Here is a 23,444-nt window from a genome sequence, read left to right as displayed (position 1 = left end):
GGCCATGCTGGCGCTGGGGCTGGTCTTGCTGCTGGCCGGGCCACAGGGGCTGAACGGCTTGCCGCTGGTGCTGGGCGGCATGGCGGTCAACCTGCTGCTGGGGGCGCTGGCGACGGCGCTGGTGCTGCTGCACGACCAGTACGCGCGCAATCTGTTTGTCTGGGGCGCCGGCGATCTGGCACAGATCGACTGGCAGTGGACGCTGTGGCTGCTGCCCCGGCTCAGCCCGGCCCTGCTCTTGCTATGGCTGGCTCCGCGCCCGTTGTCGCTGCTGCGGCTGGGACTGGCTGCTGCGCGTGGCCGTGGCGTCGCTGTCAGCACCATTTTGCTCTTGCTGCTGGCGGCGCTGTGGCTGAGTGCGGTGTCAGTGGCGGCGGTAGGGCTGATCGGCTTTATCGGCCTGGTGGCGCCCAATCTGGCCAGCCTGCTGGGTGCACGCCAGCCACGGGCGCAACTGGCTGCCAGCGCCGTGCTGGGGGCGCTGTGCCTGCTGGGTAGCGACTGTCTGGCGCTGGCCTTCAGCCAGTGGGCGGGTGACAGCCTGCCTAGCGGTGCGGTGACTGCCTTGCTGGGCGCACCGGCCTTGCTGTGGCTGGCGCGGCGTAATCTGCGGCCGGCACAGCAAGCGGCTGCACCACCCAGTGTGGTGGCTGGTCAGCGACGCTGGGGCAGGGGAGGCTGGCTGCTGGCGGCGTCCTTGTTAGTGCTGCTGACCCTGTTGAGTGTTTGCCTGTCACCGATGCCTGATGGCGGGCAACTGCACTGGGTGCTGGCATGGCCGGAGCCGCTGCTCTGGTCCTTGCGCTGGCCGCGCAGCCTGGTGGCGCTCAGTGCCGGCGCCGGGCTGGCCTTGGCCGGGGTGCTGTTGCAACGGCTGTTGCGCAATCCGCTTGCCAGTCCCGATCTGCTGGGGCTGTCGGCTGGTGGCAGCCTGGCGCTGTTGCTGGCCAGCAGCTGGCTGGGCCAGCCCCTGCTGCAGGGCGGGCCTTTGCTGGTACTGGCCGGCAGCTTGCTGGTGCTGGGGCTGCTGCTGTGGCTGGGCCGTCGCCACGGCTACGCTGCCGGCATGATGGCGCTGAGCGGCATTGCGCTGGCGGCCTTGCTGGATGCGCTGGTGCAGGTGGTGCTGGCCAAGGGCACGGCGGACAGCTTTGCCGTGCTGGGCTGGCTGGCCGGTTCCAGTTACCGGGTCAGCGGCGCACAGGCGCTATGGCTGAGCCTGGCGGTGTTGGTGCTGGGCATGGCAGCGCTGGCGGCACAACGGGTGCTGGCCTTGCTGGCCACTGGCGATGGCGTGGCTCAGGGCCGTGGGCTGATGCTGGAACGGGTACGGCTGGGCTTGCTGCTGCTGGTGGCCTTGCTAACGGCGGTGGTGACGGCAGTGCTGGGGCCGGTGGCCTTTCTGGGCTTGCTGGCCCCGCATATCGCCGCGCTGCTGGGCGCACGCCGGCCGGTGGCGCAATTGCTCTTGGCGGCCATGCTGGGCGCGGCGCTGCTGCTGCTGGCCGACTGGCTGGGCCGGGTGTTGATCTACCCGCGGCAGTTGCCGCTGGGCATGCTGGCCTCGGTGCTGTGCGGGGGCTATTTCCTGCTGTTGCTGTGCTGGCAACGGCTACGCCGCGGAGGCGGGCGATGATGTTGCGCATACTGCTTTGTTGCTTTGCCGTCTGGCTGACCGGCGGCTGGCTGCCGGCCATGGCCGCTGGCCTGGATGAACTGGAGCAGGCCAGCCGCCAGCCGCCGGGCCCACCGCCGCAACGCATTGTCGCCTTGAGCTGGGAGGCGGCGGAAAACCTGCTGGAGCTGGGCCTGACTCCGCTGGCGGTGGCCGATGCCGACGACTACCGGCAATGGGTGGTACGTCCGCGCCTGCCGGCGCAGGTGCCGTCGGCCGGCAGCCGGCTGGAACCCAATCTGGAGCTGCTGGCCAGCCTCAAGCCACAGCTGATCATCATCAGCCCCACCTTGCTGCCGATGCGCGCCAGCCTGCAGCGCATTGCCCCGGTATTGAATATCGACGCCTATCAGCCGGGGCAGGACCATGCGCAGGCAGCCGAGCGCATCTTGCTGCAGCTGGGGCGGGTGCTGGGGCGGCAGCCGCAGGCGCAGCAGCGGCTACAGCAGCTGGAGCAGGGCTTTGCCAGCCTGCGCCGCCAGTTGCAGGCGCATGGGGCTGCCGCCTGGCCCACGGTGCAGGTCATCCGCTTTGCCAACCCGTCCATGGTGTATGTCTACGGCAGCAATGCCATGCCGGTGCTGGCCTTGCGCCGGCTGGGCCTGCGCACCACCGGGCAGCCGGCACCCTCGGTATGGGGTGTCAGCCAGCAGCGCGTGGGCCAGCTGCTGGCGCTGCGCCAGGATATCGTGCTGTATCAGCAGCCGTTTGCCGCCGCGCCGCAGCTGTTTGCCAGCCCCTTGTGGCAGGGCCTGCCCTTTGTACGGCAGCAGCGCTTTGCCGCGGTAGCACCCGCCTGGAGCTACGGCGGCGCGGCTTCGCTGCTCTATCTGGCACAGGGCATGACTGCCGCCCTGCTGCAATTGCCCATCGCTGCGGCCAGCAGGCCAGCCTTGCGCTAATGCCATTTGGCAGGGCCTGCCCGCAGCCACGCCAGCAGCCACGCCAGCAGGGCCCTGCTGGCGCAGGCTGCAAAGCATGAAATCCAGTGATTTTTTCTGTCTTTTGTGACGATTTTTCTGTTTTTCACCCGTTGTGCATTTTTCCTGGCAAAGCCATTTCTTTCAATGACTTGCCTGCCTGTTTGCCGCCGGCGGACGCGCTGCTTTGCTGTTTAAAATATTATTCATTGTGGTGTTTTATTAAACGCGTGATTAGAATTGCAAGGCCGGCAAGTCTTGGAAAGTTCATTCTATACAAGGATTTGACTACTTTGGAGATTGTAGTCAATGTCTTGCTGTTTAAAAAAATGCCATTTTTTTACGAAATGGCAGCATAAACAGTTGTCGTGCAGACCAATGCCGCAAGCATCCCGAAGCGGCCTGCCTGGAGCAGGCCCGCTAGCGGGGCTGGCTGTGGTCTTGCCGGCAGCAGGCAAGCAGTAATGTGGGTCACTTTCACCGCGACAAAAACAAAAAATGCAATTTGCCGGCGGACCTGCCCACGCGGGCCGCCGGTTTGGGAGATTCTTTCATGAGTGCTTCATCTCAAGGTTTGAGCCACGGGCTCAAGCAGCGTCACGTCACCATGCTGTCCATTGCCGGTGTCATCGGTGCCGGTCTGTTTGTCGGCTCCGGCCACGCCATTGCCGAGGCCGGCCCTGCCGTGCTGATCGCCTATGCCATGGCCGGGCTGCTGGTGGTGCTGGTCATGCGCATGCTGGGCGAAATGGCGGTGGCCGCGCCGGATACCGGCTCGTTTTCCACCTATGCCGACCGTGCCATCGGCCACTGGGCCGGCTACATCATCGGCTGGCTGTACTGGTGGTTCTGGGTACTGGTGATTCCGCTGGAAGCCAATGCCGCCGCCACCATCCTGCATGCCTGGTTTGCCGGTGTGCCGATGTGGGCCTTTGCCCTGGGCATTACCGTCTTGCTGACCATCACCAATCTGTTCAGCGTGAAGAACTACGGCGAGTTCGAGTTCTGGTTCGCGCTGGTGAAGGTGGTGGCCATCGTCGCCTTCCTGGCGGTGGCCGGCGCTGCCATGCTGGGCCTGATTCCGGGCAGCCAGGTCAGTGGCACGGCACGGCTGTTTGATCACGGCGGCTTCATGCCCAATGGCTTTGGCGCCGTGCTGGGTGCCATGCTGACCACCATGTTCACCTTTCTGGGGACGGAGATCGTCACCATCGCCGCGGCCGAATCGGACAACCCGCAGCAGCAGATCACCAAGGCCACCAATTCGGTGGTATGGCGGATCAGCCTGTTCTACCTGGGCTCCATCTTCGTGGTGACCGCACTGGTGGCCTGGAACGATCCGCAACTGGCCGCCCTGGGTTCCTACCAGCGTACCTTGCAGCTGATCGGCATTCCCAATGCCAAGGCCATTGTCGATGTGGTGGTGCTGGTGTCGGTGGCCAGCTGTCTCAACTCCGCGCTGTATACCGCCTCGCGCATGCTGTATTCGCTGTCCAGCCGTGGCGATGCCCTGAAGATGTTTGGCGATATCGCCGCCAACGGTACGCCGCAAAAGGCGGTGCTCGGCTCCATGGTGGTGGGTTTCATCACCGTGATCGCCAACTACCTGGTTCCCAAGGAAGTGTTCGACATCCTGCTGGCCACTTCCGGCACCATCGCCCTGCTGGTGTACCTGGTGATTGCCATTTCCCAGCTGCGCATGCGCCAGCGCATGGAGGCCAATGGCGAAACGCCGGCCTTCCGCATGTGGATGTTCCCGACACTGACCTGGATGGTCATCGTCTTTATCTGCGCCGTGGTACTGCTGATGGCCATCCGTCCCGAGCACCAGGTTGAAGTGATCAGCACCGGTGCGCTGGCCGTGGCATTGCTGGTGGTGGGCTGGATTCGCTCGCGCCTGTACGGCACGCCGTGGATGGAGTCACGCCCGGCCAAGGTGGCCACGCAGTCCTGAGCGGCGCTGATTATCGGTTTTTGCTTTTCCTGACGACCCTTAGCATCACTTACGCCCCCGCAAGGGGGCTTTTTTTATTGGCGCGACGGGACAGGCTGTACTTTCGCTTACACAAGGCACACGATCGCTTACACACGGTGGCGGGCAACAAGGCTAAAATATAAACAGTTACTTGCTATTATTTAAAATAATGGCAGCCAAATAAGTCTGGTGAACTTGTGCCGCCTGGTTCTGCCCTATGCGGTGCTTGTCGCGCCCCGCAAGCTGAGCATGGCCTGCTGCTCACTGCCTTGCTGCTGTTTGTGTCGGCGTGCCTTGCCGCCGGGACGCGATGCCCTGTGTCAGCCGGGCGGATTGCAGCGGCCCGCCCGGCTGGTGGCACTGGCTAAGCATCACCATGAAGGCCGTCACCGTGCGCCGCTTGCGCTCGGCACGGTCGGTATCTGTATCGGGCATGCAGCATGCTCATCCCGTAACGAGGAGTCTACGATGAAAAAACAAATCACTTCGCTGTTGGTCGTCACGATGGCGGTGGCCAGCCTGAGCGGTTGCGCCAATATGAATGAAACCCAGCAAACCACCGGCACCGGTGCCGCGGTGGGGGCAGGTGTTGGTGCCTTGCTGGGCGCGCTGACTGCCGGTGGCCATACCGGCCGCAGCGCAGTGACCGGCGCGGCAGTGGGCGCGGCCTTGGGGGCTGGCGGTGGTTATCTGTGGTCGCAGCATATGCAAAAGCAGAAGGAGGCCATGGAAAAAGCCTCGCAAGGCACTGGTGTGAGCGTGAGCCAGACGGCCGACAACCAGCTCAAGCTGAACATCCCCAGCGATGTGTCGTTTGACTCCGGCCGTTACGACATCAAGCCCAATCTGCGCCCAGTACTGGATCGCTTCGCCACTACCTTGCAGCAGAATCCGGTCACCACCGTGCGCATCGTCGGCCATACCGACAATACCGGCAGCGATGCCATCAATAATCCGCTGTCGGTCAACCGCGCCAGCGCCACCCGCGACTATCTGGTCAACCGTGGCGTAGCGGCCAACCGTATCAGCATCGACGGCATGGGCTCGCGTCAGCCGGTGGCCGACAACAGCACCGTGGCCGGTCGCGCTGCCAACCGCCGCGTGGAAATCTTTGTCGGCGAAGCCGGCAAGTAAGCAGCTTGTCGCGCTCCGGCGTGGCCGGACAACAGCAAAAAGCCCGCCTGTGCGGGCTTTTTGCATGGCAGGTGCAGGTATTCAGCCCCTGCGGCTGTCTTCCAGTGCCTGCAGAAAACATTCCAGCACCCGGTTGCGGCGGCGTCCCTTGCGCATGACCACATTAAGCGGAATGTCATAGCAGAAGCGGGCCGGATGCAAGGGCCGCATCACCTCCTGGGCCACCCAGCCGGCGGCAAAGTGGTCGGGCAGAAAGCCGATATAGCCGCCGGTGAGGATGAGGAAGGCAATGCCTTCGCGGTCGGAGGCGGTGGCGCTGCAATTGAGCGCGTGATGGCGCTCCATGGCCTCGGCGGTCAGGCGGTAATTGGGTGCCACCGCCTCGGCGCGGCACAGTTCCCCTTCGCTGATGTCGGTATCGGCACGGGCAAAGAAGGGGTGTTCGCGGCTGCAGTACAGCAAGGAATGCTCTTCATATAACTGGATGTAATCCAGCCCGGACAGCGGGTTGATCAGCGGCACCACCCCGACATGCAAATGGCCGTCCTGCACCCCCAGTTCGATTTCGCTGGGGGTGGTCATGGAAATATTGATGCGCACGCCCGGCCCGCGTGCGCTCAGCGATTTCAGCGCCCTTGTCAGGTGCATGTGCGACTGGGTGACCAGATTGTTGATGATGCCGATGTTCAGTTCGCCGCGTAGCTGATGATGCAGCTGGTTGACCTCGGTACGGAATTCCTCGATGGCCGCCAGCATGGTCTGGCTGGCGTGCAATACCGCGCGGCCCTCGTCGGTCAGCGCAAAGCCGGCACGGCCGCGCTGGCACAGGCAGATGCCCAGCCGCTTTTCCAGGTCGCCCATATGCAGGCTGATGGCCGAGCGGCTGATGCCCAGCACGCTCTCGGCAGCGGAAAAACTGCCGCATTCCACTACCGTCTTGAACAGGCGCAGCAGCCGGATATCAAAATCGCTGACCTGGCTTAAGGGCGTTTTTTTGCTCATCAGGTGAGTAAAACCAAAACTGAAGTTAAGAAATTATGGATTTATCTCAACATATCACCTGATACAAGCTATGCCAAGCCGCAAACTGGCCACAGTCCGGGCCATGATCTGCGGCGGGCCACCCCCGCCCCGCGGCAGCGGCGCAGCGCGCAGGCTACACTGGTCTGGCGCCGTAGCGGCAAGGCCAGCAAACATTCGCCAGCGCTGGCAAGCTGCCGTCTGTCCGCCGCTGGTCGTCGTGCCCAATCTCAAACAGCGTGCAATGTGCACAAGGAATGACAGGTTTATGCCGCAAATCGTTTTCGAACGTCAGGCTCCCGCCAGTGCGCTGATCCACAGCGCACTGGCCGACAGCGTCAACCGCCCGTTCTGGGGCGACGACGTGGCCGCCCGCCGCCGTGCCTTTCCCCAGTTCCAGGGCCGCGCCGACACTGCGCTGGCCATTGTCGGCGGCGGCTTTCTCGGGCTGTGGACCGCGATCCTGGCCAAGGAGCGCGATCCGGCACGCAGCGTGGTGCTGCTGGAGGCACAGCGCGTGGGCTGGGCGGCTTCCGGTCGTAATGGCGGTTTTTGCGAAGCCAGCCTCACCCATGGCGAAGAAAACGGTCACAAGCGCTGGCCGGAGGAAATGGCCGAGCTGGAGGCGCAAGGCCTGCGCAATCTGGACGAGATCGAAGCCACCATCCGGCGTTATGGCATCGACTGTGATTTCGAGCGCACCGGCGTGCTGGTGGTGGCGGTGGAGCCCTATCAGGACGAACAACTGCGCGGCGAAGGCTATATGAGCGCGGCGGAAATCCGTGCCGAGCTGAATTCGCCCACCTTCCTGTCCGGCATCTGGGAAAAGGACAGCACGGCGATGATCCACCCCGGCAAGCTGGCGCTGGAGCTGGCACGGGTGGCCAGCGAGCTGGGGGTGCAGATTCATGAACAATCGGCGGTCATCAAGCTGCAGAGCCGCGGCCGCCAGGTGACGCTGCATACGGCACAGGGGCAGTTGAGCGCGGCGCGGGTGGTGCTGGCCACCAATGCCTTTCCCTCGCTGCTCAAGCGCTATCGCTGGCACACCATCCCGGTGTACGACTATGTGCTGATGACCGAGCCGCTGACCCCGGAGCAACTGGCCTCCATCGGCTGGCAGCACCGCCAGGGCATTGCCGACATGGCCAACCAGTTTCACTACTACCGCATCACCCGCGACAACCGCATCTTGTTCGGCGGCTACGACGCGGTGTACAACTTCGGTGGCAAGGTAAGCGAGCAGCATGACGACCGCCCCGAATCGTTCGAGCGGCTGGCCAGTCATTTCTTCACCACCTTCCCGCAGCTGGCCGGGCTGCGCTTCAGCCATCGCTGGGGCGGTGCCATCGACACCTCCACCCGTTTTTGCGCCTTTTTCGCGCTGGCGCGTGGTGGCAAGGTAGCGTATGCCGCCGGCTTTACCGGACTGGGGGTGGGGGCCACCCGCTTTGCCGGCAATGTGCTGCTGGACAAGCTGGACGGGCTGGATACCGAACGCACCCGGCTGCGCATGGTGCGCGAGATTCCGCCGCCTTTCCCGCCGGAGCCGCTGGCCTATGTGGCGGTACAGGCCACACGCTGGTCGCTGAACCAGGCCGACCACAATCACGGCAAGCGCAACCTGATGCTGCGCACCATGGATGCACTGGGGCTGGGTTTCGACTCCTGAGCCGCCGTTTTCACAACATTATCTTTGCAAGGACCCCCCATGTCGCATCCCTTTGCCCTGCTGGCCAACCACGCTGTGGACGCCACGCGCGTCGAACTGGAATACCGTGATGTCCCGGCTGATCAGCTGATTACCGGACCGGCCCGTGTCGGCACGGCCGAACTGGGCAGCCTGCATGGCTGCAGCATAGGCGTGTGGGAAATGTCGCCCAGCGTCACCACCGATGTGGAAGTGGACGAATTTTTCGTGGTGCTGGCAGGTGCCGCCACGGTGAGCTTTGCCGATGGCCGTCCGTCCTTGCAGCTGCAGGCCGGCAGCGTCGGCCACCTGGCAGCGGGCACGGCCACCACCTGGACCGTCACCGAAACGCTGCGCAAGATCTATATCGCCTGAGCCGCACAGACGGCAGGGTCAACCCAAGCAAGGCAGGAGGAAGAAACATGGAAGTGCGCAACAACTACATCAACGGCCAATGGCAGGCTTCGGTCAGCGGTGCTACCCGCGAAGTGATCAATCCGGCCAATGGCGAAGTGATTACCCTGGTCACCGACAGCGTGGCCGAGGACAGCAGGCAGGCGATTGCCGCCGCGCGTCATGCCTTTGACCATGACGGCAGCTGGCGGCGCATGGCCGGCCCCAAGCGCGCCGACCTGCTGTTGCGCATTGCCGATGCCATTGCCGCCCGCGCCGACGAACTGGCGGTGATGGACACGCTGGACAATGGTAAGCCGCTGCGCGAGGCGCGCTGCGATGTGGATGATGCCGCCGCCTGTTTCCGTTATTACGCCGGCCTGATCACCAAGCCGCAGGGTGGGGTGTACGAGGTGAGTGATGGCTTCGGCCCCATGCATGCCTATTCCATGCACGAACCGGTAGGCGTGTGTGCGCTGATCACACCGTGGAACTACCCTTTGCTGATGGCCGCCTGGAAGCTGGCCCCGGCGCTGGCGGCCGGCAACTGCGTGGTGTTCAAGCCCAGCGAAGTCACGCCCTTGTCGGCGGTGGTGCTGTTTGAAATTTTCGATGCCGTCGGCCTGCCGCCCGGCACCGCCAACCTGGTGCTGGGCAGCGGCCCGGCCGCCGGGCAGGAGCTGGCGGCCAGCCATGAGGTGGACATGATCACCTTTACCGGCAGCACCCGCACCGGCCAGACCATTGCCGCCGCCGCGGTGGGCAATCTGAAAAAAGTGGGGCTGGAACTGGGGGGCAAGTCGCCCAACATCATTTTTGCCGATGCCGATCTGGAAGGCGCGGTGGAGTGGGCGATGATAGGCGTGTTCTTCAACCAGGGCGAAGTGTGCTCGGCCGGTTCGCGCATCCTGATCGAAGCAAGCATCAAGGACCGCTTTGTCGCCCGCCTGGCCGAACGCGCCCGCGCCATGAGCATAGGCCCCGGCATGAAAGACCCGGACATGGGCGCCATCGTCTCGGCCGCCCAGCTGGAAAAGGTGCTGGGCCATATCGAACGTGCCAAACAGCAAGGCGCCACGCTGGTGTGCGGTGGCGAGCGCCATGTCGAGGGCGAGTGTGCCAGGGGCTATTTCGTGCAGCCCACCATCTTCGACAATTGCACCCGCGACATGGACATCGTGCGCGAAGAAGTATTCGGCCCGGTGGTGGCGATCCAGACCTTCACCACGGAGGCCGAAGCCATCGCCATGGCCAATGACACGCCTTACGGCCTGGCCGGTGGCGTGTTCACCACCGATGGCGCCCGTGCGCTGCGGGTGGTGAAGGAAATCCGTGCCGGCGTCACCTGGATCAACTGCTACAACCCCACCTTTAATGAAGCGCCGTGGGGCGGTTACAAGATGAGCGGCTATGGCCGTGACCTGGGGGTCAACGGCCTGCTGGAATACCAGCAGGTGAAGCAGGTGAACATCAATCTGCAACCGGGGCCGGTGGGCTGGTATCAGCATTAAGACCCGCTGACAAAACTCCCGCTCCAGCGTTGCGCCGCCTTGTCATCCGCCATGTGCTGGCTGCGGCTTCACCTTAGCCCGGCTTGTCTGCCGGGTTGGGTGAGCGGTTCCAGGCGCTGGCCGGGTGGATAGGCAAGGGGGCGGCAAGCATGGCTTGACCGCCCCCGCTGCATTGCAAGCCCTGGCGCAGGCGGGCGCGGTCCGGCCTGTTCGCTCCGGACGGCCCGGCCGCCAGCACGGCAATTTCTGCAATGCTTGTGATTTTTTCTTGGTTTGGCGGCGCTGGCCGCAACACTATAGTGGTCGGCTCATTCAAGGAGCCGCCTCATGTATTGCTCACTGCAACATGCCGGTTTGCATTCCGGCCGCCTGTATCGCGAGGGTTCTGCCATTCCCGACCCGCGGGATGGTGATCGTGCATTGGCTGTGCCATCCGGCGGGTCCGGGGCGCCGGCCTGGCTGGCGCGGCTGGAGCTGCCTACCTGGCTGCTCATTGCCGTCATCTATGGCGGCTGGTTCGGCACGGTGGCGCTGTGGCGGCAGCTGGGGCCGTGGCTGGCCACGCCGCTGCTGGTGGTCTTTACCTGCTGGTATATGTCGCTGCAGCACGAGCTGATTCACGGCCACCCCACCCGCCATGGCTGGCTCAATGCCCTGTTCGGCCAGCTGCCGCTGGCGGTGTGGTATCCCTATGCGGTCTATCGTGACAGCCATCTGGCCCATCACCACGATGACAGCCTGACCCTGCCGGGGCTGGACCCGGAAAGCTACTATCACGCCAGCTTGCCCGCGGCTGCCGTGGCGCGCAGCCTGCTGCGCTGGCGCAACACCGCGGCCGGGCGCTTGCTGCTGGGGCCGGCCCTGGGCTGGCTGGCCACGCTGCGCGCCACCGTGCGTGGTGAGCAGCGGCAAGCGCTGCCAGTGTGGGGCAGTCATCTGCTCTTGCTGGGTCTGTTGCTGCTGTGGCTGCGCCAGCACGGTATCGCACCGTGGTATTACCTGTTGTGCATTGCCTATCCCGCACTGGCGCTGGCCATGGTACGTTCCTTCTACGAGCATCGCGCGGTGCCGGATGCCGCAGCCCGCTCAGTGTTGAACGAGGCAGCCTGGCCGTGGCGGCTGCTGTTTCTCAATCTGAATTATCATCTGGTGCATCACCTGCAGCCGGGCCTGCCCTGGTATCGCCTGCGTCAGGCCTATCTGGCCGAACGCCAGCATTACCAGCAGCTCAGCGGCGGATTTGTCGAGCAGGGTTATCTGCCCTTGCTGTGGCGGCATCGCCGCCAGCCGGTGATCGAACCGCTCCATCCCTTTGCCTGAAGGGCCGTTGTTCATCCATCAAGAGGAATACCATGACCCAAGCAAAACTTTCCCGTCGTCGGCTGCTGGCGGCGCTGGCGCTGAGCACCTTGTCCTGGCAGGCGTTGGCCGCCGATGCGGTTCGGGTTGGCTCCAAGATCGATACCGAAGGCGCCTTGCTGGGCAATATCATCCAGCAGGTGCTGGAAGCCAATGGCATCAAGACCGTCAGCAAGGTGTCGCTGGGCAATACCAAGGTGGTGCGCGGTGCCATCACCGCCGGCGAAATCGACATCTACCCGGAATACACCGGCAATGGCGCGTTTTTCTTTGCCGATGAAAGCAATCCGGCCTGGAAAAATGCCGAGGCGGGTTATCAGCTGGTGAAAAAGCTGGACCAGGAAAAAAACCGCATTACCTGGCTGACGCCATCGCCGGCCAACAATACCTGGGCCATTGCCATCCGCAAGGATGTGGCGGCGGCCAACAAGCTGAAGACGCTGACTGATCTGGGCAACTGGATCAACAAGGGCGGCCGCTTCAAGCTGGCGGCATCGGCCGAGTTCATCGAACGTGCCGACGCGCTGCCGGCCTTCCAGAATGCCTATGGCTTCAAACTTAAGCAGGATCAGCTGCTGACGCTGGCCGGCGGCGATACCTCGGTCACCATCAAGGCGGCGGCGGAGCAGACTTCCGGCGTCAACGCCGCCATGGCCTATGGCACGGACGGCCCGGTGGCGGCGCTGGGGCTGGTGACGCTGGATGACGTCAAGGGCGTGCAGCCGATTTACGCGCCAACGCCGATCATCCGCAGCGAGGTGCTGGCCAAACAGCCCAAAATCGCCGCCGTGCTGAAGCCGGTGTTCCTGTCGCTCACCGGCCCCACGCTGCAGAAGCTGAATGCCAGCATTGCCATCGAAGGCCGCGATGCGCGCAAGGTGGCGCAGGATTACCTGAAGAAAAAGGGCTTTATCAAGTGAGCGGGCAGTATTGCCCAGCAGGGGTGATGCATGCGTCTGCATAGCCGGGTGCGCCTGTTGCTGGTGTTGCTGTCGCTGGCGGCGGCGCTGGGCCTGCCCTTGCTCACCTATGCGCCCAACCGCCTGCTGACCGGGCAGGGCATCGCTCTGCTTGATTTGCTGCAGGGCGGCTCCGGCCTGCGCTGGCTGGCGTTGCTGCCAGCCTTGCCGCTGCTGCTGGCACCGTGGTGGCAGCCAGCTGTGCTGCGCGAACGGCTGGTGTATCTGGCTGCGCTATGGCTGGGTGCCGCCCTGTGGTGGCTGGCCGGCAGCGAGGCCACGCTGCGTGCCGGCGACGAGGATGCGCTTGCGCGGGTATCGTTTGGCGGCGGCTTCTGGCTGTTGCAGCTGTTGCTGTTGCTGCAGCTGGCCGAAGCGCTGCAGGTATTGGCTGCCGGCCTGCCGCGGCGCGTATTGCTGCTGTTGCTGGCCCAGCTGCCACTGCTGTGGCTGTTGCTGACCGGCAGGCTGGACAGCCTGTCGCTGCTGCGCGAGTACCACAACAACCAGGATACCTTCGACGCTGCCCTGCTGCGCCATGTGCAGCTGGTACTGTTTTCCGTGCTGCCGGCACTGCTGCTGGGCGGCGCGCTCGGGGTGTGGGCCTATCGCTCGGCCCGCTTTGCCCGCTTGCTGTTTCCCGTACTCAATGTATTGCAGACCATTCCCTCGATTGCGCTGTTCGGCTTGTTGATCGGCCCGCTGGCCTGGCTGGGGCGGCAGCTGCCCGGACTGGGTATTGCCGGGGTCGGGTTGGCACCGGCCTTGCTGGCGCTCAGCCTGTATGCGCTGTTGCCGGTGGTGCGGGGCACGCTGGCCGGCTTGCAGCAGGTGCCGCCCGCGGTGCGCGAGGCGGCGCGTGGCATGGGCATGACGCCGTGGCAGATCATGCTGCGGGTGGAAACCCCGCTGGCGCTGCCGGTGTTTCTCAGCGGCCTGCGCATTACCACCGTGCAGGCAGTGGGGCTGGCTGCGGTGGCGGCGCTGATCGGAGCGGGTGGCTTTGGCGCCATCATGTTCCAGGGGCTGTCGGCCAGTGCGCTCGACCAGGTGTTGCTGGGGGTGTTGCCGGTGCTGCTGCTGGCCTTGCTGGTGGATATGCTATTCCGCCTGCTGATTTCCCGGCTGAAAGGGGCCGATGACCATGCTTGAACTCAAGGCAGTCAACAAGTTTTTCAATGGCTGGCAGGCGGTGGCCGATGTCGACCTGCAGGTGGCCGCCGGCGAGCTGGCAGTGCTGATCGGTACTTCCGGCTCGGGCAAATCCACCACGCTGAAGATGATCAACCGGCTGATCGAGCCGGACAGCGGCAGCATACGGCTGGCCGGCGAGGATATCCGCAGCCAGCCGCCCGAGGTGCTGCGCCGTCGCATCGGCTATGCCATCCAGTCGGTGGGCCTGTTTCCGCACTGGACGGTGGAGCAGAACATCGCTGCCGTGCCGGCCCTGCTCAAATGGCCGAAAGCCCGCATCCGCGAGCGGGTGGTGGAGCTGCTGGAGCTGTTGCACCTGCCGGCTGCGCAGTATTTGTCGCGCTACCCGCACCAGTTGTCCGGTGGCCAGCAGCAACGGGTGGGCGTGGCGCGCGCGCTGGCGGCCGACCCGGAAGTCTTGCTGATGGACGAGCCATTCGGCGCGCTGGACCCGGTGACCCGTGGCACGCTGCAGCAGGAGCTGCTGCGCATCCAGGCGCTGTCCGGCAAAACCATCGTGCTGGTGACCCACGATATCGACGAAGCCCTGCTGCTTGGCCAGCATATTGTGCTGATGGACAAGGGCCGGGTGGTGCAGCAGGGCCGTGCCCGCGATTTCCTGTTGCATCCGGCCAATGCTTTCGTGCGTGACTTTGTCGGCCAGAGCGATGTCGGCGTACGCCTGCTGGGGCTGGATACGGTGGCCAGCCGGATGCGGCCGCAGCAACAGGCGTCTGGCGAGCCGATAGCCGCCTCGGCCACGCTGCGCGAGGCGCTGTCGGCCTTTGTCGCGCGCCGGGTCAGCAGCCTGCCGGTGATCGATGCCCAGGGCCGGCCCGCTGGCGTGCTGCATTTTGCCGACCTGCTGCCGGTGGCCACATGAGGCCGGCGCCGCGCTCAAGCGCCCTGTGGCTGAGCAGCGGCCTGTTGCTGGCCTTGCTCTATCTGTTGCCGCACAGTGCCGGCCTGTTTGCCTGGCTGTTTCCGGAGGTGGAACGCCCGCTCTATACCCAGGACAGCTTTGCCAGCCTGGTGCTGGCGCATCTGCTGCTGGTGCTGGCCTCCAGCCTGATTGCCGTGCTGGGCGGGGTGACGGCCGGCTTGCTGGTCAGCCGGCCGGCCGGGCGTGAATTCCGCCCCTTGCTGGACAGCGTGCTGGCCATCAGCCAGGCGCTGCCGCCGGTAGCGGTGCTGGCGATTGCCGCGCCGCTGATCGGCTTTGGCGAATGGCCGGCACTGATTGCGCTGGTGCTGTACGGCCTGTTACCGGTGACGCAAGGCACGCTGGCCGGGCTGGCCTCGGTGCCGGACAGCGTGCTGGATGTGGCGCGTGGCCTGGGTATGGGGCGCTGGCGCATCCTGTGGCAGGTGGAGCTGCCGCTGGCTGCCCCGGTGTTGCTGGCCGGGGTGCGTACCTCGGTGGTGATCAATATCGGCACCGCGGCCATTGCTTCTACTGTGGGGGCACGTACCTTGGGCCTACCCATCATCGTCGGCTTGAGCGGCTTCAATACCGCCTATGTGCTGCAAGGGGCCTTGCTGGTGGCCTTGCTGGCCATCGTGGCCGACCAGTGTTTCGACTGGCTGGCCCGCCGTCTGTCGCCGCATGTCGGCGCCGAGCACTAAGGCCATGGCCTGGGCCAGCCTGCCCATGTATCCGTGGCCGCAGCCACTGACCGAACACTACTGGCAGTGGCTGCGCCAGCGTCTGCAACAACTGGGCGAGCAGGCGCTGCCGGCCGCCCTGTGCTGGCCACAGGATTATCTGGCGCACTGGCGTGAGCCGGACATGCTGCTCAGCCAGTGCTGCGGCTATCCGGTTTCCGCACTATTGCCGGCACAGGTGCAGGTGCTGGGAGCCTTTCATTATCAACTGCCCGGTTGCGCCGACTGGCGCTATAGCAGTGCGCTGCTGGTGCGCCAGAGCGATGCCGGGCTGACACTGGCCGATTTTCGGGGACTGCGTGCGGTGTGCAATGAGCGGCATTCGCAGTCGGGCTACCACGCCTTGCGCGCGGCAGTAGGCGCGCTGGCCGGGGTGCAGCCCTTTTTTGCACAGGTCAGGTTTTCCGGTTCACATCGCGCTTCGGCCGAGTTGCTGGCGGCGGGTGAGGCGGATATTGCCGCGCTGGACTGTGTCAGCCATGCCCTGCTGGCACGGCAGCAGCCGCAGCTGTTCGAGCAACTGGCCTGCATCGGCCATACCCGCTTGCAGCCCGGATTACCCTTGATCACGGCGGCATCCACGCCTGCAGTCACCGTGGCGCGGCTACGCCAGGCCATTGGCGACAGCCTGCATGCGGTCGAACTACAGGCTTTTTTCCGGGAAGCGGCCATTGGCGGCTTCAGCCCGCTGGATCTGTCCGACTATGCCTGCATTGCTGATGCTGCCGCACACTGGCGGGCTGCGGGCATGGCGGAGTGGTAAGGCCCTTGGCTGGTTTAGCTGTCCAGCCCGGCAATGGCCCGGAGGATGGCCAAGCCCTCGTCCGGGCAGGCGGTCAGCCGGTGCGGGTCGAAACCCTGCTCGAACACCGGGGCGAACTGGGGCAGGGCGCGGGCATCTGCCGCCTCCAGCTGGTGAAAGCCCATATGCCACTGGCTGAATTCGCGCTGGTGGATGGGGGTACGCAGATGCGGCTCGATGCTGTGATGGCGCGGATCGCGCGCGATGCGCGCATAAGTGGCATCCACGGCCGCCGGGCTGCCTTCCAGTAATTGCAGAAAGCTGCCATGGGTGTACAGCAGCAGGCCGGTGACCGCATTGGCCTGGTTGTTGCTGACCGACTGCTGCAGGATGGCGGTCAGCTCCTCGGCGCTGAAAGCAGCGCTGGCGGTGCTGGAGTAAATCAGCTGGATCAACATGGTATTCATTCCTGTCAACGATCAGCCCTGCGCGGGCGGCCTGGCCAGCAGCGCGGCGCGTAGCAGGCCGAATTGCTGTTCCAGCGTAGTGAGCAGTTGCTCCTGGGCCGCCAGCTGGCTTTCGGTCGCGATTTTCTCCAGTTGTGCGGCGGCGGTCACCATCGGGGTGGCACCAAACAGCGCGGCATTGCCCTTGATGGTGTGCGCCAGCCGTTTTACCGCCAGCGGATCTGGCTGGCGCAGTGCCTGGTGCAGGCGCTGGATTTCCTGCGGAAAAGACGCCAGAAAACTGGCGGCGACGATGTCGATCACTTCAGGGTCTTGCTGGCTCAGGCTGGCCCGGTAGTCGAATGCCGCTGCCGCGCTGGCGGCCGGTGCATAGCGCTGCAACAGCTGTTGCAGGTCGGCGGCGCGCACCGGCTTGCACAGGTAATCGTCCATGCCGGCGGCCAGGCAGTGTTCGCGGTCCCCCGGCAGGGCATTGGCAGTCATGGCGATGATGGGCAGATGCTGGCCGGCGGCTTCCTGTCTGCGGTAGCGGCGGGTGGCTTCCAGTCCGCCCATCACCGGCATCTGCATGTCCATCAACACCAGGTCGTAGGACTGGCGGGCCAGTGCGTCCAGTGCCTGCTGGCCGTCTTCCGCCAGCGTTGCCTGGTGGCCCCAGCGGCTGAGCAGGCTGATGGCCAGTTGCTGGTTCACCTGGTTGTCTTCCACCACTAGGATGCGCAGGCTGCCGTGGCTTGCGGCGACGGCCGGCTGGCTGTCGCCGGCCGGCAGCGGATGCGGTGTGGCACCCAGCGCCTGCAAGATGGTCTGGTGCAATTCCGATTGCAAGACCGGCTTGGCCACATGGCAGGTGATGCCGCTGGCGCGATACAGCTCGGCCCCATGGTTGCCGGCCGACGACAGCATGATCAGCACCGGTGGTTCTGGCAGTTGCAGCGCGTGGATGCGGCTGGCGGTTTCGAAGCCGTCCATTTCCGGCATCATGCCGTCCAGCAGCACGAAGGCGTAAGCCGAGCTGGCGCTGGCCAGCATGGCGAGGCCGGCGGCACCGCTGTCGGCCTGTTCCGCCTGCACCCCCCAGCTGGCCAGGGTTTCCTGCAGGATGTCGCGGTTGATGCGATTGTCGTCGATGATCAGCGCGCGCAGGCCATGCAGGCGGTCCGGGCTGAGCGGACGTGGCAGGCTGGCCGGGTCGACACTGGCAAAACGCACGGTGAAGTGAAAGGTGCTGCCCTGGCCCGGCTGGCTTTCCAGCCACATCTGGCCATGCATCATCGACACCAGGCGCTTGCAGATGGACAAGCCCAGGCCGGTGCCGCCGTATTTGCGCGTGGTGGAGCTGTCTTCCTGCACGAAGGCTTCGAAGATGCTTTCCTGCTTGTCGCGGGCAATGCCGATGCCGGTATCACAAACCGAGAATTTCACCAGCACGTCGCTGCCATCCTGTTCCAGCAGGGAGGCGCGGATCAGCACCTCGCCCACGCTGGTGAACTTGATGGCATTGGACAGCAGGTTGAGCAGCACCTGGCGCAGGCGGCCGGGGTCGCCCAGCAGCACCGGCGGAATGTCCGGGGCGATGCGGCAGGCCAGTTCCAGCCCCTTGCTCTCCGCCCGCATCGCCACGTTTTTCATGGTGCTGCCCAGCACCGCCTCCAGTTCGAAGGCGGTTTCTTCTATGGTCATCTTGCCGGCTTCCAGCTTGGAGAAGTCGAGAATGTCGTTGATGACGGTGAGCAGGGCTTCGGTGGAGGATTTCACCACCGTCATGTATTCGCGTTGTTCGCGGTTCAGCGCGGTGTCCAGCGTCAGTTCGGTCATGCCGAGGATGCCGTTCATCGGGGTGCGGATTTCATGGCTCATATTGGCCAGGAATTCGCTCTTGGCGCGGTTGGCTGCTTCGGCCACCTCGCGGGCATGGCGCGATTCGCGTTCGAGGATTTTCAGCTCGGTGATGTCGGAAATGGTGCCGATCAGCCCGGCGATGGTGCCATCCGGCCGCGTCAGCGTGGCCTTGTGGAAAATGCCGTCGCGGCTGGCGCCGTCACGGCGCTGCACGCGGGATTCGTAGCTGTGGCGCGACACTTCCTGCAGCAGTTCGCGGTCGCGCAGCTGGTGGTAGCTGGCCAGTTCGCTGTTCATCAGATCGAACGAGGTCTTGCCGATGAATTCCTGCCGCGAAATGGCAAAGTATTCTTCGAAGGCCCGGTTCATCAGCCGGTATTTCAGCTGGGGGTCCTTCACATACACCGGCAGCGGCATGGCTTCGACCAGTTCTTCGACAAAGTGCAATTGTTCCTGCAGACGGGCGCTGGCCTGGTGGCGGGCGGTGATGTCGGTGCGGATGGCCACGTACTGGTAGGGGCGGCCATCGTCATCCAGAAACGGCACGATGGTGGCGGCGACCCAGTACAGGCTGCCATCCTTGGCGCGGTTGCGGATTTCGCCGGTCCACACCTTGCCGGCACTGATGCTGCGCCACATCCCGGCGAAAAATGCGGCCGGATGATAGCCGGAATTGACCAGGTTATGGCTCTGCCCTTGCAGCTCGTCCAGACGGTAGCCGCTGATCTGGCAGAATTTGTCATTGGCATAGGTGATGATGCCGTAGCGGTCGGTAATGCTGACGATGGCATGCTGGTCGAGGGCGAATTTCTGGTTTTCCAGTGCCAGTTGAGCCTGGCGGATGGCCTGCTGTCCGCGCTGGCGGTATTGCACCAGCTCGGCCACCACGCTGATCAGCGCTTCCAGGTCGCCAGCCTGCGCGGCGTTGTCGGCCATGCCGGTTTCGCTCTGCAGCAGCCGCACGGTTTCCCGCAGGCGGCTGATGGCGTGTTCGCGGCCGGCCAGTTCCTGTTGCAGGCGCTGGTTGGTGCTGCTCAGTTCGTCCGAGCTGAGCTCCAGGCTGCGGGTGCGCAGGCTGATGTCGCGGTCCTGCTGGGCATAGGTGCCATTGACCCGCTCCAGTAATCCACCCAGCCCCTTGAGCGCGGTGGCGGCCTGCGGCGAAACGGTGGCGCTGTCTGCCAGGGCGCTTAGTTCGGCCAGTACCTGTTGCAGCTGGCCGTCATCGGCGATGCCCATTGTGCGCCGCAACTGGCGCATCAGAATGTTTTGCATGAATTCCCTGCTGGCGTCTGCTGAGCGCGCATCAGTCGTGGGGGCCTGCCATCTCGGCAAGCGTGGTAATGGTCATGGTCTGGTTGTGCAGCCGACAGGGCTGGCCCGGGGCAAAAGGGCTGATTTCACCATTGGAGTAGAAACCGGCCAGCACGGTATGGCTGCCCAGTTCGTCGGCCACGGCCTCGATTTCTTCATCGACCCGGTCGCCCATCACCAGCTTGCGGCCCACACAGGACACCAGCAGGGCCAGGCTGTCGCCGTCCACCGGCTGTGCCAGACTGGCGGCGCTGGCCGCCTGTTCCGCACCATGCACCAGGTTGTCGGTGCTGGCATGCATCAGTTTGAGATAACAGCCGGTTTGCACTTCGCCGGCCAGCGTCAGGCTGCCGCTGGCTTCATCCACGCCCAGGATGGTGCGGATCACGCCGGCATCCTGCTGGTGCTCGCCCAGCATGGAGAAGGGGAACAGCAGGCCGGAGCCGGGCAGGTCGGCGGCATATTCACCCAGATAGCGCTTGTATACTTCCAGTGCCGGCGCGCCATCCAGCTCGTACAGCACGTTTTCCTGGCAGCGCGTCACCTGGCGCGCCGGGCCGAAGGTGGTCCAGCCGCCATAGGAGCCATGGCCCAGCCGCAGCTGCTTGCCATACAGCCCCACCGCCACCAGCTGCCGGTCCGAGCTGCCGTGCTCGTTCAGGGTATAGGTGCGGCTGAAGGCGGCGTTGTCACCCGCCAGCCCGCCCACGACCGGCAGCCCTGTGCCCAGCACGCTGCTGATGCCTTGCAGCAGGGCACTGCCATTGATGGCCACGCCCTGGCCCAGCACCAGCACCATCTGCAGGTCATCTGCCGCCAGTTGCCGTGCCAGCCGGGCTCCGGCCGCGCCGGAATCGGCCATGTCATGCAGGGGGGTGGCGGCCGGCTGTACGCGGGTATGGGCAAAATGGATGGCGGTCAGCACGGTGGAGTGGTCATCCACGCCATGGCTGGAGATTTCCCCGGCGGTGGAGCAGCCCAGCAGCAGGCTGTCGGGAAACGCCGCCTGCAGCGTGGCCAGTGCCTGGTCGTCGGCGAAAAACGCCAGCGAGCCGAAGACCAGCAACAGCTGGGGATCAATGGCGCGCAGCGGCAGTAATCGTTCGGTGGTGGGGCGGCTGTCAGGCAGGCAGAGCTGGCGGATGCGCATGAATGGTTTCCCTTGTGGTTACCGCCATGGAATGGCATGTGAACCCTGTCATCTTAGTTAATCGGCGAGCCGCAGGGGCAGCAGAATGCAGCATTGTGCCGTTGCTGGCGGAATATCGCATTTTTTTGCGCCGCGCCATATGACATCGGTCATGTCATGGGCCTTTTGCCGGCGTGGCCGCTGGCGGTGGCGGGGCCAATGCGGCAGCGGCGGCGCTCTGCTATGCTCGGCCTCTGATTTGAGGAGGCAGACATGCAAAGAGTGACGATTTCGCTCAGCGACGAGCTGGCACAGGCTTTTGACGAACTGATGGCGCGGCGTGGCTATAGCAGCCGTTCGGAGGCGGTGCGCGACATGTTGCGGCGCGAGCTGGGTGAGGAAGACCTGGGGCGTGGCGCGGGCGGCCCGTGCGTGGCGGTGCTCAGCTATGTGTTCGATCATCACGAGCGCCAGCTGTCATCGCGCCTGACCGGCCTGCAGCACGATCACCACGACATGGCCATTGCCACCATGCATGCCCATATCAATCACGATGACTGCATCGAAACGGTGATCCTGCGCGGCGACAGCGCCAAGGTGGAAAGTTTTGCCCGCTCGGTGATTGCCGAAACCGGCGTGCGCCACGGTCAGGTGCAGCTGATTCCCACGGCGGCGGCCAGCGGGGCGGGCATGGGCTACCGCCGGCCGGGCAAGCGTTGACCCATCAGCTGGATGGTTTGCGCCGCGCCGGGTAGTAGCGGTAGCCACTGACCGTGCCGGCATGCTGATGGCTGTGGCCATGGCCGTGCTGATGCGGGTGGCTGTGCACCACGCCGTCGCCATGGCGGTGCGGATGGGCATGCAGTAGATGAGTGCGCTGCAGCAACGCCTGATCGGCAAGGATGTCAGCCGGGCTGCCGCTGGCCACCAGCCGGCCGCCATCCAGCACGAATACCTGGTCGGCAATATCGGCCACGCTGTCCAGATCATGGGTGGCGGTAATGATGGTGCGGCCGCTGTCCTTGCTCTCCAGCAAAAAGCGGATGACCTCGCCCTGGCTGTGCGGGTCCAGCGCGGCGGTGGGTTCATCCAGCAGCAATACCTCCGGCTGCATGATCAGCACCGAGGCCAGCGCCACCCGCTTGCGCTCGCCACCGGACAGGCGGTGCGGCGCGCGCTCTTGCAGATGGCTGATGCCGAAGCGTTGCAGCATGTCGGCAATGGCGCTGCGGATGGTGGCGTGCGGCCAGCCCAGTTGCAGCGGGCCAAACGCCAGTTCGTCGAACACCGTGGGGTTGAACAGCTGCACATCGGGATTCTGGAACACCAGCCCGACCCGGCGGCGAAAGGCATAGTGGCGCTCATCCTCGGCCAGCGCCGCCTCGCTCAGCTCCTCGCCAAAGGCCAGCAGCCTGCCCTGCTGGGCAAAGTACAGACCGTTCAGCAAGCGCAGCAAGGTGGATTTGCCCGAGCCATTGGCCCCGAGCAAGGCCACCCGGCAGCCGGCCTCGATACGCAGAGTCAGGCTGTCCAGCGCCTGTTGCTGCTGATAGTGATAGCTCAGGTCCTGCAGCTCGAATACCGGCGGTGTCATGCGTGTTTCCATAAGATCAGCAGCGGCACGCACAGCGCCGGCAGCAGGGCGCACCAGTCGCGCCGACGGGTGTGAAAGCTGTGCAGCAGATAGATGTCGCCACGGTAGCCGCGCGACACCATGGCCAGGTGCACTTCGCTGCTCAGCTGAAAAGCCTTGCCGAGCAGCACGCCGCTGCTGGCCGCCACCACCTGGCGTGCCAGCCGGCCGCTGGGCGGTGCCAGCATGCGGCTGCGCCGGGCTTCAAACATCTGGCTGGCGGTTTGCAACAGCACGAAGATATAACGATGGGTCATGCCCAGCAGGGCCACCAGCAGCACCGGCACCCCCAGGCTGCGCATGGCCTTGAGCACATGCATCCACGGTGTGGTCAGCATCAGCAGCAAGGCAAAGCTGGCCGAGGTTTCCGCCCGCCCCAATAAAAAGGCGGCGCTGCGCAAGCCTTGCTGGCTGATGCCCCAGTGCAGCAGCGGCAGCCGGAACAGCACCTCACCCGGCACCAGAAACAGTGCCGGCACGGCAATCACCCCGCTGAACAGCAAGACGCTGAGCCAGGCCTGGCGATACAGCCGCCGCAAGGACACCTGCGACAGCAAGGCCAGCAGCACGGCCAGGCCGAACAGCAGCAGCAGGGTGACGAGCTGGCTGGCCAGGATGCCGCTGATCATCAGGCTGAGCAGCGCCAGCAGCTTGCAGCGCGGGTCCAGCCCCTGCAGCAGGCCGCGCTGCCTGCTGATGGCTTCGGCATCCAGCGAATGCTCCAGCGCCTGCTGCAAGCCATGCACCAGCCGCTCGGCAAAATGGCCGCCATGGCGATGGCCGCCGGCGATAAAGGATTGCTCGCTCATGCCCTGGCCGGGC

General features: G+C 64.7%; 21 protein-coding genes. 14 read left to right on the top strand and 7 right to left on the bottom strand.

The features are described 5' to 3' along the window. The 3 genes from fhuB to gabP form a co-directional block, all read left to right on the top strand. The coding region (gene fhuB, locus JHD64_RS09910; protein WP_199053132.1) for a Fe(3+)-hydroxamate ABC transporter permease FhuB at positions 1 to 1,636 on the top strand (1,636 nt) is incomplete at its 5' end. Further along, entirely contained in the window at positions 1,633 to 2,577 is a 945-nt protein-coding gene (locus JHD64_RS09905) for an ABC transporter substrate-binding protein (protein WP_199053131.1), read from the top strand. The genes fhuB and JHD64_RS09905, both read left to right, overlap by 4 nt. A gap of 571 nt (positions 2,578 to 3,148) precedes the next feature. After that, positions 3,149 to 4,549, top strand: a complete 1,401-nt coding sequence (gene gabP / locus JHD64_RS09900; RefSeq protein WP_199053130.1) for a GABA permease — start codon at positions 3,149 to 3,151, stop codon at positions 4,547 to 4,549. 282 nt (positions 4,550 to 4,831) lie between these two features. On the opposite strand, the gene JHD64_RS09895 is transcribed toward gabP, so the two are convergent. Further along, positions 4,832 to 5,005, bottom strand: a complete 174-nt coding sequence (locus JHD64_RS09895; RefSeq protein ID WP_199053129.1) for a hypothetical protein — start codon at positions 5,003 to 5,005, stop codon at positions 4,832 to 4,834. Between the two features lie 33 nt (positions 5,006 to 5,038). Between JHD64_RS09895 and JHD64_RS09890 the strand changes: the two genes are divergently transcribed. Next, a complete protein-coding gene (locus JHD64_RS09890; RefSeq protein WP_110313741.1) occupies positions 5,039 to 5,704 on the top strand; it encodes an OmpA family protein in 666 nt (221 codons plus the stop codon). 81 nt (positions 5,705 to 5,785) lie between these two features. Here JHD64_RS09890 and JHD64_RS09885 read toward each other — a convergent pair whose 3' ends face one another. Then, on the bottom strand, positions 5,786 to 6,706 hold the full coding sequence (locus JHD64_RS09885) for a LysR family transcriptional regulator (protein ID WP_199053128.1): 921 nt from the start codon (positions 6,704 to 6,706) through the stop codon (positions 5,786 to 5,788). Between the two features lie 286 nt (positions 6,707 to 6,992). On the opposite strand from JHD64_RS09885, the gene JHD64_RS09880 reads away from it, so the two are divergent. From JHD64_RS09880 to JHD64_RS09840, 9 genes are all read left to right on the top strand, one after another. Next, positions 6,993 to 8,396, top strand: coding sequence for an FAD-binding oxidoreductase (locus tag JHD64_RS09880; RefSeq protein WP_110313807.1), 1,404 nt, complete (start codon positions 6,993 to 6,995; stop codon positions 8,394 to 8,396). A gap of 39 nt (positions 8,397 to 8,435) precedes the next feature. Beyond that, a complete protein-coding gene (locus tag JHD64_RS09875; RefSeq protein WP_199053127.1) occupies positions 8,436 to 8,789 on the top strand; it encodes a cupin domain-containing protein in 354 nt (117 codons plus the stop codon). Positions 8,790 to 8,836: 47 nt separating this feature from the next. Further along, positions 8,837 to 10,318, top strand: a complete 1,482-nt coding sequence (locus JHD64_RS09870) for an aldehyde dehydrogenase family protein (RefSeq protein ID WP_110313808.1) — start codon at positions 8,837 to 8,839, stop codon at positions 10,316 to 10,318. 327 nt (positions 10,319 to 10,645) lie between these two features. After that, positions 10,646 to 11,638: a fatty acid desaturase gene (locus tag JHD64_RS09865; protein WP_199053126.1), complete on the top strand. Its 993-nt coding sequence runs from the start codon at positions 10,646 to 10,648 to the stop codon at positions 11,636 to 11,638. A gap of 32 nt (positions 11,639 to 11,670) precedes the next feature. After that, entirely contained in the window at positions 11,671 to 12,597 is a 927-nt protein-coding gene (locus JHD64_RS09860) for an ABC transporter substrate-binding protein (RefSeq protein ID WP_199053125.1), read from the top strand. 30 nt (positions 12,598 to 12,627) lie between these two features. Further along, the gene (locus JHD64_RS09855) at positions 12,628 to 13,788 is read left to right on the top strand and encodes an ABC transporter permease (protein WP_199053124.1); all 1,161 of its coding nucleotides are present in this window, start codon (positions 12,628 to 12,630) and stop codon (positions 13,786 to 13,788) included. Beyond that, entirely contained in the window at positions 13,781 to 14,713 is a 933-nt protein-coding gene (locus JHD64_RS09850; protein ID WP_110313823.1) for an ABC transporter ATP-binding protein, read from the top strand. Before JHD64_RS09855 ends, JHD64_RS09850 begins: the two co-directional genes overlap by 8 nt. Continuing rightward, positions 14,710 to 15,456 carry an ABC transporter permease gene (locus tag JHD64_RS09845; protein WP_110313811.1) on the top strand — a complete coding sequence of 249 codons (747 nt, stop codon included), beginning with the start codon at positions 14,710 to 14,712 and terminating at the stop codon, positions 15,454 to 15,456. Before JHD64_RS09850 ends, JHD64_RS09845 begins: the two co-directional genes overlap by 4 nt. Positions 15,457 to 15,460: 4 nt before the next feature. After that, positions 15,461 to 16,258: a phosphate/phosphite/phosphonate ABC transporter substrate-binding protein gene (locus JHD64_RS09840; RefSeq protein ID WP_199053123.1), complete on the top strand. Its 798-nt coding sequence runs from the start codon at positions 15,461 to 15,463 to the stop codon at positions 16,256 to 16,258. Between the two features lie 14 nt (positions 16,259 to 16,272). Here the strand turns inward: JHD64_RS09840 and JHD64_RS09835 are convergent, their stop codons facing one another. From JHD64_RS09835 to JHD64_RS09825, 3 genes are read right to left on the bottom strand one after another with little or no spacing between them, the layout of a single operon-like run. Beyond that, positions 16,273 to 16,695 (bottom strand): BLUF domain-containing protein, encoded by a 423-nt coding sequence (locus JHD64_RS09835; RefSeq protein ID WP_199053122.1) that lies wholly within the window; start codon positions 16,693 to 16,695, stop codon positions 16,273 to 16,275. A 21-nt stretch (positions 16,696 to 16,716) separates the two neighbouring features. Next, entirely contained in the window at positions 16,717 to 19,821 is a 3,105-nt protein-coding gene (locus JHD64_RS09830) for a response regulator (protein WP_199053121.1), read from the bottom strand. A gap of 31 nt (positions 19,822 to 19,852) precedes the next feature. Next, positions 19,853 to 21,010, bottom strand: coding sequence for an FIST signal transduction protein (locus JHD64_RS09825; protein ID WP_110313813.1), 1,158 nt, complete (start codon positions 21,008 to 21,010; stop codon positions 19,853 to 19,855). Between the two features lie 252 nt (positions 21,011 to 21,262). Between JHD64_RS09825 and nikR the strand changes: the two genes are divergently transcribed. Continuing rightward, a complete protein-coding gene (nikR, locus tag JHD64_RS09820) occupies positions 21,263 to 21,709 on the top strand; it encodes a nickel-responsive transcriptional regulator NikR (protein ID WP_110313814.1) in 447 nt (148 codons plus the stop codon). A gap of 4 nt (positions 21,710 to 21,713) precedes the next feature. On the opposite strand, the gene JHD64_RS09815 is transcribed toward nikR, so the two are convergent. Both JHD64_RS09815 and cbiQ read right to left on the bottom strand, forming a co-directional pair. Further along, complete coding sequence (locus JHD64_RS09815; RefSeq protein WP_199053120.1) at positions 21,714 to 22,583, bottom strand: energy-coupling factor ABC transporter ATP-binding protein; 870 nt, start codon at positions 22,581 to 22,583, stop codon at positions 21,714 to 21,716. Next, positions 22,580 to 23,431 (bottom strand): cobalt ECF transporter T component CbiQ, encoded by an 852-nt coding sequence (cbiQ, locus tag JHD64_RS09810; RefSeq protein ID WP_199053119.1) that lies wholly within the window; start codon positions 23,429 to 23,431, stop codon positions 22,580 to 22,582. Before cbiQ ends, JHD64_RS09815 begins: the two co-directional genes overlap by 4 nt. Positions 23,432 to 23,444: the final 13 nt, after the last annotated feature.

This window comes from Aquitalea sp. ASV15 (assembly GCF_016429115.1).
Taxonomy (GTDB): domain Bacteria; phylum Pseudomonadota; class Gammaproteobacteria; order Burkholderiales; family Chromobacteriaceae; genus Aquitalea; species Aquitalea magnusonii.
The sequence above is the reverse complement of the archived record's forward strand: the minus strand, read 5'-3'. Positions and strand labels throughout refer to the sequence as shown.

What these genes read in the sequence shown, in the direction of transcription:
- JHD64_RS09880 (WP_110313807.1), top strand. Translation starts at nt 6,993, where the DNA reads ATGCCGCAAATCGTTTTCGAACGTCAGGCTCCCGCCAGTGCGCTGATC.
- gabP (WP_199053130.1), top strand. Translation starts at nt 3,149, where the DNA reads ATGAGTGCTTCATCTCAAGGTTTGAGCCACGGGCTCAAGCAGCGTCAC.
- JHD64_RS09870 (WP_110313808.1), top strand. Translation starts at nt 8,837, where the DNA reads ATGGAAGTGCGCAACAACTACATCAACGGCCAATGGCAGGCTTCGGTC.
- JHD64_RS09895 (WP_199053129.1), bottom strand. Translation starts at nt 5,005, where the DNA reads ATGCCCGATACAGATACCGACCGTGCCGAGCGCAAGCGGCGCACGGTG.
- JHD64_RS09835 (WP_199053122.1), bottom strand. Translation starts at nt 16,695, where the DNA reads ATGTTGATCCAGCTGATTTACTCCAGCACCGCCAGCGCTGCTTTCAGC.
- nikR (WP_110313814.1), top strand. Translation starts at nt 21,263, where the DNA reads ATGCAAAGAGTGACGATTTCGCTCAGCGACGAGCTGGCACAGGCTTTT.
- JHD64_RS09825 (WP_110313813.1), bottom strand. Translation starts at nt 21,010, where the DNA reads ATGCGCATCCGCCAGCTCTGCCTGCCTGACAGCCGCCCCACCACCGAA.
- JHD64_RS09885 (WP_199053128.1), bottom strand. Translation starts at nt 6,706, where the DNA reads ATGAGCAAAAAAACGCCCTTAAGCCAGGTCAGCGATTTTGATATCCGG.
- JHD64_RS09830 (WP_199053121.1), bottom strand. Translation starts at nt 19,821, where the DNA reads ATGCAAAACATTCTGATGCGCCAGTTGCGGCGCACAATGGGCATCGCC.
- JHD64_RS09845 (WP_110313811.1), top strand. Translation starts at nt 14,710, where the DNA reads ATGAGGCCGGCGCCGCGCTCAAGCGCCCTGTGGCTGAGCAGCGGCCTG.
- cbiQ (WP_199053119.1), bottom strand. Translation starts at nt 23,431, where the DNA reads ATGAGCGAGCAATCCTTTATCGCCGGCGGCCATCGCCATGGCGGCCAT.
- JHD64_RS09840 (WP_199053123.1), top strand. Translation starts at nt 15,461, where the DNA reads ATGGCCTGGGCCAGCCTGCCCATGTATCCGTGGCCGCAGCCACTGACC.
- JHD64_RS09850 (WP_110313823.1), top strand. Translation starts at nt 13,781, where the DNA reads ATGCTTGAACTCAAGGCAGTCAACAAGTTTTTCAATGGCTGGCAGGCG.
- JHD64_RS09865 (WP_199053126.1), top strand. Translation starts at nt 10,646, where the DNA reads ATGTATTGCTCACTGCAACATGCCGGTTTGCATTCCGGCCGCCTGTAT.
- JHD64_RS09875 (WP_199053127.1), top strand. Translation starts at nt 8,436, where the DNA reads ATGTCGCATCCCTTTGCCCTGCTGGCCAACCACGCTGTGGACGCCACG.
- JHD64_RS09890 (WP_110313741.1), top strand. Translation starts at nt 5,039, where the DNA reads ATGAAAAAACAAATCACTTCGCTGTTGGTCGTCACGATGGCGGTGGCC.
- JHD64_RS09905 (WP_199053131.1), top strand. Translation starts at nt 1,633, where the DNA reads ATGATGTTGCGCATACTGCTTTGTTGCTTTGCCGTCTGGCTGACCGGC.
- JHD64_RS09815 (WP_199053120.1), bottom strand. Translation starts at nt 22,583, where the DNA reads ATGACACCGCCGGTATTCGAGCTGCAGGACCTGAGCTATCACTATCAG.
- JHD64_RS09860 (WP_199053125.1), top strand. Translation starts at nt 11,671, where the DNA reads ATGACCCAAGCAAAACTTTCCCGTCGTCGGCTGCTGGCGGCGCTGGCG.
- JHD64_RS09855 (WP_199053124.1), top strand. Translation starts at nt 12,628, where the DNA reads ATGCGTCTGCATAGCCGGGTGCGCCTGTTGCTGGTGTTGCTGTCGCTG.